Source organism: Streptomyces tirandamycinicus, assembly GCF_003097515.1.
In the GTDB taxonomy this organism is placed as follows: Bacteria; Actinomycetota; Actinomycetes; order Streptomycetales; family Streptomycetaceae; genus Streptomyces; species Streptomyces tirandamycinicus.
Genome location: NZ_CP029188.1, coordinates 6,501,329 through 6,516,138 on the forward strand (window position 1 = coordinate 6,501,329; position 14,810 = coordinate 6,516,138).

The following is a 14,810-nucleotide window of genomic DNA, read 5'->3' on the forward strand; positions in this document are numbered from 1 at the left end:
GGGGTCACTCACGCTCCGCGTCGGATCCGGCGCTGTCGCCGTCGAAAGCAAGGTTGATGAGGAGGTCGACGTCCATCTCGTCGATGGCGTCGATGGCTCCGGTCTCGTGGCCGGAGTCCGGCGCGGCCGCGGGCGCCGGTGCGGTCTGCGCGGTCTCCTGCGGGAACAGCTTCCGCTCCACGAAGCGGGCGATCGCCTGCGGAGTCGGCTGGTCGAAGACCAGCGTGGCGGGCAGCCGCAGCCCGGTGGCCGTGTTGAGCCGGTTGCGCAGCTCGACCGCCGTCAGCGAGTCGAAGCCGATGTCCTTGAAGGCGCGGTCCGGTTCGACCGCGGCCGTCGACGCGTAGCCCAGCACGGCAGCCACCTGCGCGACGACCAGGTCCTCCAGCGCCTGCGCCCGCTGCTCCCCGGACACCCGGGCGAGCCGCTCGGCGAGCGACAACTCCGCGGGCCGTCGCATGCCGGCCTCCGCGGTGTGACGACGCACCCGACGCTGGGCCAGACCCCGCAGCAGCGCCGGAAGACTGTCGTCGTCGGCCCGCCGCCGCAGCGCCCCGACGTCGAGCCGGATCGGCAGCAGGTGCGGCTCGCCCGACGCACACGCGGTGTCGAACAGCGCCAGCCCCTCGGCCGCGGAGAGCCCGGACACTCCGTGGCGGGTCATGCGGTGGAGGTCGGTGTGGGTGAGGTTGCCGGTCATGGTGGAGCGGTCTTCCCACAGGCCCCAGCCGAGGGAGAGGGCGGGTTGGCCGTGGGTGTGACGGTGGTGGGCGAGGGTGTCGAGGAAGGTGTTGGCGGCGGCGTAGGCGGCTTGTCCGGGTCCGCCGAAGGTGGCGGCGGCGGAGGAGAAGAGGATGAAGGCTTCGAGGTGGGGGGTGTGTTGGGTGGTGAGTTCGTGCAGGAGGAGGGCGCCGTCGAGTTTGGGGTTGAGGACGGTGTCGAGGTGGTGGGTGGTGAGGGTGTCGAGGGTGGCGTCGTGGAGGGTGGCGGCGGTGTGGATGACGGCGGTGATGGGGTGGTGGGTGAGGGTGTGGGTGAGGGTGTCGGGGTCGGTGACGTCGCCGGTGACGATGGTGGTGTGGGCGCCGAGTTCGTCGAGTGTGGTGGCGAGGGTGTGGGCGGGGCGTCGGGAGAGGAGGATGAGGTTTTGGACGTGGTGGTGGGTGACGAGGTGGTGGGCGAGGAGTCCGGCGAGGGTGCCGGTGGCGCCGGTGATCAGGACGGTGCTGTCGGGGTGGAAGGCGGGGGTCGACTCCGGGGCGGGTTGGAGGGTGGTGCGGGCGAGGCGCGGTACGAGGTACTTGCCGTCGCGGATGGCGATTTGGGGTTCGCCGGTGGTGAGGGCGGTGGGTAGGTCGGGGGTGTGGTGGTCGGTGTCGATGAGGACGAGTCGGTCGGGGTGTTCGGACTGGGCGGAGCGGATCAGGCCCCAGATGGCGGCGTGTTCGAGGTCGGGTGTGTCGTCGGGTGAGGTGACGACGGCGTTGCGGGTGAGCAGGACCAGTCGGGAGTCGGCGAACCGCTCCTCCGCCAACCAGCGCTTGACCAGGTCCAGCACCCCGTACAGCACCTCATGGACCCGCGCGGCGAGCTTGTCGGTGCCGTCCTGCTGAGGCGCGTACGGCACGACCACCACGTCCGGGACGACGTCCAGTGTGGCCACGGAGTCCAGGTCGTCGGCTGCGAAGACCGTCGCACCGGTCTCCTCCAGCGTCCGTCCCACCCGCAGCGGGTCCGGCCCGACGACCGCCCAGCGCCGCGCCGCGACGGGGGAGAGCCCCGCGGAGGCCGGCACCCAGTCCATGCGGAACAGGCTGTCGTTCACGGAGGAACCGGCCGCCTCCAACTGCGCGGTGACCACCGGCCGTACGACCAGCGACTCGGCCGTGGCGACCGGCATGCCGGCCGGGTCGGCCACGGTGACCGACACAGTGTCCTCGGCGTCCCCGAGCGGAGCCACGCGCACCCGCAGCGCGGCGGCGCCCGCCGCGTGCAGGGTCACCCCGCTCCACGAGAACGGCAGCCGCGCCCGGCCCTCGCCCGCCGCGGCCAGCACGCCCAGACCCAGCGCGTGCAGGGCCGCGTCCATCAGCGCCGGGTGGATGCCGTACCCCGTGGCCTCGGCGGACTCCTCCTCCGGCAGGGCGACCTCGGCGAAGACCTCGTCACCGCGCCGCCACGCGGCCCGCAGGCCGTGGAAGGCAGGGCCGTACCCGTAGCCCTGCTCGGCCAGCCTGTCGTAGTAGCCCTCGGTCTCCACCGGCTCGGCCCCGGCGGGCGGCCATGCGGTCAGGTCGGCGTCCGGCCTCGGGGACTCCGCTGCGGGAGTCAGGGTACCGGTGGCGTGCCGGGTCCACGGCTCGTCGCTGCCGGCCTCCTGCGCGCGTGAGTGGAGAGTCATCTCGCGCCGCCCCGAGTCGTCAGGTGCGCCCACGTTCAACTGCACGTCCAACCCGCCCCGTTCGGGAAGGATCAGGGGTGCTTCGAGGGTGAGTTCCTCCACGGTGCCGCAGCCGACGTGGTGGCCGGCCTGGAGGGCGAGTTCCAGGAACCCGGTGCCGGGGAGCAGCACGGTTCCGGACACGGCGTGGTCGGCCAGCCAGGGGTGGCTCTGCAACGACAGCCGCCCGGTGAACAGGTGCGCGTCCGTGCCGGCCAGCTCCACGGCAGCCCCCAGCAGCGGGTGGCCGGCGGCTGCCAGGCCCGCGCCGGAGAGGTTCGTCCGGCTGTCGGGGGTGGGGTTGATCCAGTAGCGCTGGTGCTGGAAGGGGTAGGTGGGCAGGTCGACGTGCCGACCGCCCTTGCCGATGGGCCAGTTGACGGGGTGGCCGTGGGTGTGGAGGTGTGCTGCTGAGGTGAGGAGGCGGGTGAGGGTGCCTTCGCCTCGGCGGAGGGTGCCGGTGATCGTCTGGGCGCCTTCGGTTTCCTCGATGCTGTAGGTGAGGACGGGGTGGGCGCTGGACTCGATGTAGGTGGTGTGGCCGGACTCGGTGAGCTGCTGGATGGCGGTGTGGAAGTGGACGGTCTGGCGGAGGTTTCGGTACCAGTAGCCGGCGTCGAGCGTCTCGGTGTTCAGGAAGCCGGGGTCGACGGTGGAGAAGAAGGGGATGTCGGCCGGGCGCGGCTGGATTCCCGCGAGCGCATCGGCCAGTTGGGCTTTGATGGTTTCGACGTGTGCGGAGTGTGAGGCGTAGTCGACGGGGATGAGCCGGGCCCGTACGTCCTGCTCCTGGAGTTGGGCTACGAGGGCTTCGACGGCGTCGTTGTCGCCCGAAATGGCGGTGGTGGTGGGGCCGTTGGCGGCGGCGATGCCCACACCGGTGGTCAGGATTTCCTCGACCGCCTGGACAGGCTGGGGGATGGAGGCCATGGCGCCCCGGCCGGCGAGGTGTTCGCCGATGATCCGTGCGCGTACGGCGACGACCTTGGCCGCGTCCTCCAGGGTGAGGGCGCCTGCCACAGCGGCGGCGGCGATCTCGCCCTGGGAGTGGCCGACGACCGCGTCAGGACGGACACCGAGTTCCTGCCAGGTCGCGGCGAGGGACACCATGACGGCCCAGGTGACGGGCTGGATGACGTTGACCCGGTCCAAGTCGGTGCCGGAGCGCAGTACCTCGGTCAGCGACCAGTCGACGTAAGGCGCGAGCGCTTCCTCGCAGCGGGCGATGGACTCCGCGAACACCGGAACGGCGTCGAGGAGTTCGGCACCCATACCGGCCCACTGCGTCCCCTGCCCCGGGAACACCAACACGGTCTTGCCGACGGCCTTGGCCTGGCCCTGAACGAGATGGGTGTGAGGCTGCCCAGCGGCCAGCGCATCGAGCGCGGCGGCGACGGCATCAGGAGCTTCGGCGAGGACGACCGCGCGGTGCTCGAACAGGGCGCGCCCGTTGATGAGCGTGTCGGCGACGGCTGCGGTGTCCAACTCGGGCCGCTGCTCGACGTATTCGCGGAGCTGCCGTGCCTGAGCGCGCAGCGCGTCGGCGGTCCGGGCCGAGATCACCCACGGCACGACGCCCGGAGACTCCGACACCGACACCGGCTCGTCATCGGGAGCCTGCTCCAGCACAGCGTGCGTATTGGTGCCGCTGATGCCGAACGACGAGACACCGGCCCGGCGCGGCTGTCCCGTGCTGGGCCAGGCCGTCTCCTCGGTCAGCAGGTCGACGGCTCCGGCCGACCAGTCGACCTTCGGCGTGGGCTCGCCGACGTGCAGCGTCTTCGGCAGCACGCCGTGTTGCAGTGCCATGACCATCTTGATGAGGCCCGCGACACCCGAAGCGGCCTGGGTGTGGCCGATGTTGGACTTCACCGAGCCCAGCCACAGGGGCCGGTCGGCCGGGCGGTCCTGGCCGTACGTGGCGATCAGTGCCTGGGCCTCGATGGGGTCGCCCAGCTTGGTGCCGGTGCCGTGCGCCTCGACGGCGTCGACCTGGTCGGGGGCGAGACCCGCGTTGGCGAGGGCCTGCCGGATGACCCGCTGCTGCGAGGGGCCGTTGGGGGCGGTGAGGCCGTTGCTGGCGCCGTCCTGGTTCATCGCCGTACCGCGGACGACGGCAAGGACTCGATGGCCGTTGCGGCGTGCGTCCGACAGCCGCTCCAGAAGCAGCATGCCCACGCCCTCGGACATGCCCATGCCGTCGGCGTCGACCGAGAAGGCCCGGCACCGGCCGTCCACGGACAGGCCGCGCTGCCGGCTGAACTCGGTGAAGGAGGTGGGCACCGCCATCACGGACACACCGCCGGCCAGCGCCAGCGTGGACTCGCCCTGCCGCAGCGACTGCGCCGCGAGATGGAGGGCGACCAGCGACGACGAGCAGCCCGTGTCCAGGGTGACCGCGGCGCCCTCCAGGCCGAGGACGTACGAGACGCGGCCCGAGGCGATGCTCGCCGTGTTGCCCGTACCGAGGTAGCCCTCGATCTCCTCCGGGGTCTCGCCGAGGCGCGAGCCGTAGTCGTGGTAGCTGACGCCCGCGAACACGGACGTACGACTGCCCCGCAGGGACTGGGGGTTGATGCCGGCCCGCTCGAAGGCCTCCCAGGAGGTCTCAAGCAGCAGGCGCTGCTGCGGGTCCATCGCCAGGGCCTCACGCGGCGAGATGCCGAAGAACGCGGGGTCGAAGTCGGCGGCGTCGTACAGGAATCCGCCGTGCCGGGTGTAGGACTTGCCGCGCTGCTCCGGGTCCGGGTCATAGAGCGCGTCGAGGTCCCAGCCGCGGTCGGTCGGCAGGCCCGAGATCACGTCGCCGCCGCGCAGCAGGAGTTCCCACAGCTCCTCGGGCGAGCGCACGCCGCCCGGGAAGCGGCACCCCATGCCGATGATGACGATCGGGTCGTCGTCGGCGGCCGGCAGGGTCGGCGGCGCCGCGGCGGTCCCGGCCGGCGCGGTGTCCGGCAGCGCTCCGAAGAACTCGTCCCGCAGATGGGCGGCGAGCACATCGGGGGAGGGGTAGTCGAAGACGAGGGTCGCCGGCAGCCGCAGCCCGGTGGCCGTGTTGAGCCGGTTGCGCAGCTCAACCGCGGTCAGCGAGTCGAAGCCCAGATCACGGAACGCCCGCCCCGGCTCGACCGCCTCACCGGAGGCATGACCGAGGACCGAGGCCGCCTGGTCGCGCACCAGCTCCAGCAGCACCCGGTCCCGCTCCTCGGCCGCGAGACCCTCCAGCCGGTCGCGCAGCGGCGACGACGGAGCGCTCGGCGCGTCCGCGCCCGACGCGGTTCCGGGGGACGACGTGGCCGCCTCGATCTCGCGCTGCGCCTCGGGAACACCCGCGAGCAGCGGGCGAGGTCCCGCCGAGGTGAAGACAGGGACGAAGCGCTCCCAGTCCACCTCGGCCACGGCCACGAAGGTCTCGTCGTGCGCGAGGATCTGGCGCATCGCGGCGAAGGCCGTGTCCGGGTCGAGGAACGGCAGTCCCCGCGCCTGCAGCTGCTCCGGCTTGACGCCCTCCGGCAGCCGCTCCGGGTCCCAGACGTTCCACACGCCCCATGCGATGGAACTGGCCTTCAGACCGCGGGCACGGCGCTGCTCCGCGAGCGCGTCCAGATAGGCGTTGGCGGCGGCGTAGGCACCGTGGTCACCGCTGCCCCAGACACCGGCGATGGAGGAGAACAGCACGAACGCGTCAAGGTCGTCGCCGCCCAGCAGCTCGTCCAGGTGAGCGGCGCCCGCCACCTTCGCGGCCAGCACGTCCGCGAACTCGTCGAGCCCCGACTCCGCCAGCGATGCCAACTCGATGAACGCCGCCGCGTGTACGACCGTACGCAGGGACTCCCCGTCGGCCTTCAGCTGCTCCAGCACGCCCGCGAGGGCCTCGCGGTCGGCGGCGTCGCACGCGGCCACCGTGAGGCGGACCCCCTCGGCGGCCAGTTCCGTCGCCAGCTCGGCCATGCCCGGAGCGGACGGGCCGCGCCTGCTGGTCAGCACCACATGCTCGGCGCCGTTCGAGGCGAGCCACCGCGCGATGTGCGGGCCGAGCGCTCCCGTCCCGCCGGTCACCAGCGCCGTGCCACTGGTGCGCCAGCCGGGCGCCGCCTGCTCGGGCGTCCGCACGTCCAGCGGGTTGCGCACCAGGCGCCGGGCGAAGACGCCCGAGCTGCGGACCGCCACCTGCTCCTCGCCCGCCAGCCCGGCCAGCACCGCGCACAGGCGCGCCCGGGCCCGGTCGTCCAGCTCGCGCGGCAGATCGACGAGGCCGCCCCAGCGCTCGGGCTGCTCCAGCGCGACGACCCGGCCCAGACCCCAGACCTGCGCCTGCGCCGGACTGGTCACGGCGTCGGACGCCCCGACCGCCACCGCCCCGCACGTGCCGAACCACACCGGGACCTCAAGGCGCGCGTCACCGAGCGCCTGCACAAGAGCGAGCGTCCCTGCCACACCGGCCGTCATGGCGGGATGCATGGGGTGAGGGCTCTCGTCGAGCGCCAGGAAGGAGAGCACGCCGGCCGGCGGAGAGTCCTGCGCGGACAGCTTCTCGCCGATGAGATCGACGTACGTCCCCCGGGCGGCCTCGGAGGCGTTCAGCTCCAGCGGCACGACCTGCGCGCCGTGCCGGGCGAGCCCCTCCGCCGCCGTACGGACGACGTCGTCGGTGGCCCGCCCCTCCGGGAACACCACGAGCCAGGTCCCCCCGAGCCTGGTCGTGGCACCCCCGTCGGCCACCGGCTTCCAGCTGATCCCGTACCGCCAGTCGTTCACCGTGGCCTCGCGCCTGCGCTCCTGCCGCCAGGACGCGAGCGCGGGCAGCACCGTGCTGAGCGAGGCGTCGTCGGGAACGGCGAGCGTGTCGGCGAGCGACTCCCAGTCCTCGTTCTCCACGGCCTCCCAGAAACGCGTGTCGACGATGTCGGTCGCCGGGACCGGGGCGGGCGCCGCCGTGGTGTCCGGTACGTCGATCCAGTAGCGCTGGTGCTGGAAGGGATAGGTGGGGAGGTCGGTGGCGTGGTTGCCGCCGGTGATGGGCCAGTTGACGGGGTGGCCGTGGGTGTGGAGGTGTGCTGCTGAGGTGAGGAGGCGGGTGAGGGTGCCTTCGCCTCGGCGGAGGGTGCCGGTGATCGTCTGGGCGCCTTCGGTTTCCTCGATGCTGTAGGTGAGGACGGGGTGGGCGCTGGACTCGATGTAGGTGGTGTGGCCGGACTCGGTGAGCTGCTGGATGGCGGTGTGGAAGTGGACGGTCTGGCGGAGGTTTCGGTACCAGTAGCCGGCGTCGAGCGTCTCGGTGTTCAGGAAGCCGGGGTCGACGGTGGAGAAGAAGGGGATGTCGGCCGGGTGGGGCTGGATTCCCGCGAGCGCATCGGCCAGTTGGGCTTTGATGGTTTCGACGTGTGCGGAGTGTGAGGCGTAGTCGACGGGGATGAGCCGGGCCCGTACGTCCTGCTCCTGGAGTTGGGCTACGAGGGCTTCGACGGCGTCCTTGTCGCCCGAAATGACGGTGGTGGTGGGGCCGTTGGCGGCGGCGATGCCCACACCGGTGGTCAGGATTTCCTCGACCGCCTGGACAGGCTGGGGGATGGAGGCCATGGCGCCCCGGCCGGCGAGGTGTTCGCCGATGATCCGTGCGCGTACGGCGACGACCTTGGCCGCGTCCTCCAGGGTGAGGGCGCCTGCCACAGCGGCGGCGGCGATCTCGCCCTGGGAGTGGCCGACGACCGCGTCAGGACGGACACCGAGTTCCTGCCAGGTCGCGGCGAGGGACACCATGACGGCCCAGGTGACGGGCTGGATGACGTTGACCCGGTCCAAGTCGGTGCCGGAGCGCAGTACCTCGGTCAGCGACCAGTCGACGTAAGGCGCGAGCGCTTCCTCGCAGCGGGCGATGGACTCCGCGAACACCGGAACGGCGTCGAGGAGTTCGGCACCCATACCGGCCCACTGCGTCCCCTGCCCCGGGAACACCAACACGGTCTTGCCGACGGCCTTGGCCTGGCCCTGAACGAGATGGGTGTGAGGCTGCCCAGCGGCCAGCGCATCGAGCGCGGCGGCGACGGCATCAGGAGCTTCGGCGAGGACGACCGCGCGGTGCTCGAACAGGGCGCGCCCGTTGATGAGCGTGTCGGCGACGGCTGCGGTGTCCAACTCGGGCCGCTGCTCGACGTATTCGCGGAGCTGCCGTGCCTGAGCGCGCAGCGCGTCGGCGGTCCGGGCCGAGATCACCCACGGCACGACGCCCGGAGACTCCGACACCGACACCGGCTCGTCATCGGGAGCCTGCTCCAGCACAGCGTGCGTATTGGTGCCGCTGATGCCGAACGACGAGACACCGGCCCGGCGCGGCTGTCCCGTGCTGGGCCAGGCCGTCTCCTCGGTCAGCAGGTCGACGGCTCCGGCCGACCAGTCGACCTTCGGCGTGGGCTCGCCGACGTGCAGCGTCTTCGGCAGCACGCCGTGTTGCAGTGCCATGACCATCTTGATGAGGCCCGCGACACCCGAAGCGGCCTGGGTGTGGCCGATGTTGGACTTCACCGAGCCCAGCCACAGGGGCCGGTCGGCCGGGCGGTCCTGGCCGTACGTGGCGATCAGTGCCTGGGCCTCGATGGGGTCGCCCAGCTTGGTGCCGGTGCCGTGCGCCTCGACGGCGTCGACCTGGTCGGGGGCGAGACCCGCGTTGGCGAGGGCCTGCCGGATGACCCGCTGCTGCGAGGGGCCGTTGGGGGCGGTGAGGCCGTTGCTGGCGCCGTCCTGGTTCATCGCCGTACCGCGGACGACGGCAAGGACTCGATGGCCGTTGCGGCGTGCGTCCGACAGCCGCTCCAGAAGCAGCATGCCCACGCCCTCGGACATGCCCATGCCGTCGGCGTCGACCGAGAAGGCCCGGCACCGGCCGTCCACGGACAGGCCGCGCTGCCGGCTGAACTCGGTGAAGGAGGTGGGCACCGCCATCACGGACACACCGCCGGCCAGCGCCAGCGTGGACTCGCCCTGCCGCAGCGACTGCGCCGCGAGATGGAGGGCGACCAGCGACGACGAGCAGCCCGTGTCCAGGGTGACCGCGGCGCCCTCCAGGCCGAGGACGTACGAGACGCGGCCCGAGGCGATGCTCGCCGTGTTGCCCGTACCGAGGTAGCCCTCGATCTCCTCCGGGGTCTCGCCGAGGCGCGAGCCGTAGTCGTGGTAGCTGACGCCCGCGAACACGGACGTACGACTGCCCCGCAGGGACTGGGGGTTGATGCCGGCCCGCTCGAAGGCCTCCCAGGAGGTCTCAAGCAGCAGGCGCTGCTGCGGGTCCATCGCCAGGGCCTCACGCGGCGAGATGCCGAAGAACGCGGGGTCGAAGTCGGCGGCGTCGTACAGGAATCCGCCGTGCCGGGTGTAGGACTTGCCGCGCTGCTCCGGGTCCGGGTCATAGAGCGCGTCGAGGTCCCAGCCGCGGTCGGTCGGCAGGCCCGAGATCACGTCGCCGCCGCGCAGCAGGAGTTCCCACAGCTCCTCGGGCGAGCGCACGCCGCCCGGGAAGCGGCACCCCATGCCGATGATGACGATCGGGTCGTCGTCGGCGGCCGGCAGGGTCGGCGGCGCCGCGGCGGTCCCGGCCGGCGCGGTGTCCGGCAGCGCTCCGAAGAACTCGTCCCGCAGATGGGCGGCGAGCACATCGGGGGAGGGGTAGTCGAAGACGAGGGTCGCCGGCAGCCGCAGCCCGGTGGCCGTGTTGAGCCGGTTGCGCAGCTCAACCGCGGTCAGCGAGTCGAAGCCCAGATCACGGAACGCCCGCCCCGGCTCGACCGCCTCACCGGAGGCATGACCGAGGACCGAGGCCGCCTGGTCGCGCACCAGCTCCAGCAGCACCCGGTCCCGCTCCTCGGCCGCGAGACCCTCCAGCCGGTCGCGCAGCGGCGACGACGGAGCGCTCGGCGCGTCCGCGCCCGACGCGGTTCCGGGGGACGACGTGGCCGCCTCGATCTCGCGCTGCGCCTCGGGAACACCCGCGAGCAGCGGGCGAGGTCCCGCCGAGGTGAAGACAGGGACGAAGCGCTCCCAGTCCACCTCGGCCACGGCCACGAAGGTCTCGTCGTGCGCGAGGATCTGGCGCATCGCGGCGAAGGCCGTGTCCGGGTCGAGGAACGGCAGTCCCCGCGCCTGCAGCTGCTCCGGCTTGACGCCCTCCGGCAGCCGCTCCGGGTCCCAGACGTTCCACACGCCCCATGCGATGGAACTGGCCTTCAGACCGCGGGCACGGCGCTGCTCCGCGAGCGCGTCCAGATAGGCGTTGGCGGCGGCGTAGGCACCGTGGTCACCGCTGCCCCAGACACCGGCGATGGAGGAGAACAGCACGAACGCGTCAAGGTCGTCGCCGCCCAGCAGCTCGTCCAGGTGAGCGGCGCCCGCCACCTTCGCGGCCAGCACGTCCGCGAACTCGTCGAGCCCCGACTCCGCCAGCGATGCCAACTCGATGAACGCCGCCGCGTGTACGACCGTACGCAGGGACTCCCCGTCGGCCTTCAGCTGCTCCAGCACGCCCGCGAGGGCCTCGCGGTCGGCGGCGTCGCACGCGGCCACCGTGAGGCGGACCCCCTCGGCGGCCAGTTCCGTCGCCAGCTCGGCCATGCCCGGAGCGGACGGGCCGCGCCTGCTGGTCAGCACCACATGCTCGGCGCCGTTCGAGGCGAGCCACCGCGCGATGTGCGGGCCGAGCGCTCCCGTCCCGCCGGTCACCAGCGCCGTGCCACTGGTGCGCCAGCCGGGCGCCGCCTGCTCGGGCGTCCGCACGTCCAGCGGGTTGCGCACCAGGCGCCGGGCGAAGACGCCCGAGCTGCGGACCGCCACCTGCTCCTCGCCCGCCAGCCCGGCCAGCACCGCGCACAGGCGCGCCCGGGCCCGGTCGTCCAGCTCGCGCGGCAGATCGACGAGGCCGCCCCAGCGCTCGGGCTGCTCCAGCGCGACGACCCGGCCCAGACCCCAGACCTGCGCCTGCGCCGGACTGGTCACGGCGTCGGACGCCCCGACCGCCACCGCCCCGCACGTGCCGAACCACACCGGGACCTCAAGGCGCGCGTCACCGAGCGCCTGCACAAGAGCGAGCGTCCCTGCCACACCGGCCGTCATGGCGGGATGCATGGGGTGAGGGCTCTCGTCGAGCGCCAGGAAGGAGAGCACGCCGGCCGGCGGAGAGTCCTGCGCGGACAGCTTCTCGCCGATGAGATCGACGTACGTCCCCCGGGCGGCCTCGGAGGCGTTCAGCTCCAGCGGCACGACCTGCGCGCCGTGCCGGGCGAGCCCCTCCGCCGCCGTACGGACGACGTCGTCGGTGGCCCGCCCCTCCGGGAACACCACGAGCCAGGTCCCCCCGAGCCTGGTCGTGGCACCCCCGTCGGCCACCGGCTTCCAGCTGATCCCGTACCGCCAGTCGTTCACCGTGGCCTCGCGCCTGCGCTCCTGCCGCCAGGACGCGAGCGCGGGCAGCACCGTGCTGAGCGAGGCGTCGTCGGGAACGGCGAGCGTGTCGGCGAGCGACTCCCAGTCCTCGTTCTCCACGGCCTCCCAGAAACGCGTGTCGACGATGTCGGTCGCCGGGACCGGGGCGGGCGCCGCCGTGGTGTCCGGTACGTCGATCCAGTAGCGCTGGTGCTGGAAGGGATAGGTGGGGAGGTCGGTGGCGTGGTTGCCGCCGGTGATGGGCCAGTTGACGGGGTGGCCGTGGGTGTGGAGGTGTGCTGCTGAGGTGAGGAGGCGGGTGAGGGTGCCTTCGCCTCGGCGGAGGGTGCCGGTGATCGTCTGGGCGCCTTCGGTTTCCTCGATGCTGTAGGTGAGGACGGGGTGGGCGCTGGACTCGATGTAGGTGGTGTGGCCGGACTCGGTGAGCTGCTGGATGGCGGTGTGGAAGTGGACGGTCTGGCGGAGGTTTCGGTACCAGTAGCCGGCGTCGAGCGTCTCGGTGTTCAGGAAGCCGGGGTCGACGGTGGAGAAGAAGGGGATGTCGGCCGGGTGGGGCTGGATTCCCGCGAGCGCATCGGCCAGTTGGGCTTTGATGGTTTCGACGTGTGCGGAGTGTGAGGCGTAGTCGACGGGGATGAGCCGGGCCCGTACGTCCTGCTCCTGGAGTTGGGCTACGAGGGCTTCGACGGCGTCCTTGTCGCCCGAAATGACGGTGGTGGTGGGGCCGTTGGCGGCGGCGATGCCCACACCGGTGGTCAGGATTTCCTCGACCGCCTGGACAGGCTGGGGGATGGAGGCCATGGCGCCCCGGCCGGCGAGGTGTTCGCCGATGATCCGTGCGCGTACGGCGACGACCTTGGCCGCGTCCTCCAGGGTGAGGGCGCCTGCCACAGCGGCGGCGGCGATCTCGCCCTGGGAGTGGCCGACGACCGCGTCAGGACGGACACCGAGTTCCTGCCAGGCGGCGGCGAGGGACACCATGACGGCCCAGGTGACGGGCTGGATGACGTTGACCCGGTCCAAGTCGGTGCCGGAGCGCAGTACCTCGGTCAGCGACCAGTCGACGTAAGGCGCGAGTGCCTCCTCGCAGCGGGCGATGGACTCCGCGAACACAGGCATGGAGTCGAGGAGGTCGGCACCCATACCGGCCCACTGCGTCCCCTGCCCCGGGAACACCAACACGGTCCTCCCGGTCTCGTCCGGCGCGACGCCCTGGACGACGTGCGGCGAGGGTTCGCCATGGGCGAGGGCGTCGAGGGCCTTGAGGAGTTCGCCGGTGCTGCCGCCCAGGGCGACCGCGCGGTGCTCGAACGCGGAGCGGGTCGTGGCCAGCGCGTGGGCGACCGCCGCGGTGTCCAGGTCCGGCCGCTGCTCGACGTATTCACGCAGCTGTCGTGCCTGAGCGCGCAACGCCTCCGCGGTCCGGGCGGAGATCACCCACGGGACGACGCCCGCCGGTGTGGCGTCGTCCCGGTCCTCGTTCTCCTCGTCCGCCTCGACGGGCGGAGCCTCCTCCAGTACGGCATGGGCGTTGGTGCCGCTGATGCCGAAGGAGGAGATGCCGACACGGCGCGGCCGGTCGAGCGCCGGCCACCGCACGTCCTCCGTGAGCAGCGAGACGGCCCCGGCCTCCCAGTCGATACGGGAGGACGGCTCGTCCACGTGCAGGGTGCGGGGCAGCAGGCCCTGGTCGAGGGCCATGACCATCTTGATGATCGAGGCGGCGCCGGCGGCGGCCTGGGTGTGGCCGATGTTGGACTTCACCGAGCCCAGCCACAGCGGCCGGTCGGCCGGGCGGTCCTGGCCGTACGTGGCGATCAGCGCCTGGGCCTCGATGGGGTCGCCCAGCTTGGTGCCCGTGCCGTGCGCCTCGACCGCGTCGACCTGGTCGGGCGTCAGACGGGCGGCGGCCAGCGCCTGGCGGATGACCCGCTCCTGGGAGGGGCCGTTGGGGGCGGTGAGGCCGTTGCTGGCGCCGTCCTGGTTGATGGCGCTGCCGCGGATCACGGAGAGCACCCGGTGCCCGTTGTGGCGCGCGTCCGACAGCCGCTCCACCAGCAGCATGCCGATGCCCTCGGACAGCGCCGTGCCGTCCGCGCCCGACGCGAAGGCCTTGACGCGGGCGTCCGGCGCCAGCCCCCGCTGCCGGCTGAACTCGATGAACGAGGCCGGCGAGGACATCACGGAGATGCCCCCGGCCAGCGCCATCGAGCAGTCGCCCTGCCGCAGCGCGTGGCAGGCCAGATGCAGGGCGACCAGCGACGAGGAGCAGGCCGTGTCGACGGTGACGGCCGGGCCCTCCAGACCGAGGGTGTACGCCACCCGGCCGGACACCACGCTCGGCGTGTTGCCGATACCGAGGTGCCCCTCCAGCTCGGCGGGCACCTCGGGCAACCGGTTCGCGTAGTCCTGGTAGTTGCTGCCGACGAAGACGCCGGCCTTGCTGCCGCGCAGGGACTGCGGGTCGATGCCGGCCCGTTCGAAGGCCTCCCAGGAGGTCTCAAGCAGCAGGCGCTGCTGCGGGTCCATGGCGAGGGCCTCGCGCGGCGAGATGCCGAAGAACGCCGGGTCGAAGTCGGCGGCGTCGTACAGGAACCCCCCCTCCCGCACATAGGACGTGCCGGAGCGGTCCGGGTCGGCGTCGTAGAGCGCCTCCAGGTCCCAGCCGCGGTTGTCGGGGAACGCGGAGATCGCGTCGCGGCCCTCGGCGACGACCTGCCAGAGGTCCTCCGGGGAACGGACGTCACCCGGGAAACGGCAGCTCATACCGATGATGGCGATCGGCTCGTGGTCCTTGGCCTCGGCCTCGCCCAGCCGACGGCGGGTCTGGCGCAGGTCGTTGACGACCCGCTTCAGGTAGTCGCGGAGCTTGTCCTCGGTCATGTTCTGGGCAGCGTCGGAGGAACGGGCGGGCTTTGACATCAGGTCACGTCCTAGAACG

At 72.3% G+C, this 14,810-nt stretch carries 1 protein-coding gene; it reads right to left on the reverse strand.

Annotated features, from left to right (window positions below; translation table 11 throughout):
• Positions 1-4: 4 nt before the first annotated feature.
• Entirely contained in the window at positions 5-14,752 is a 14,748-nt protein-coding gene (locus tag DDW44_RS33075) for a type I polyketide synthase (protein WP_425275706.1), read from the reverse strand.
• Positions 14,753-14,810 lie beyond the last annotated feature (58 nt).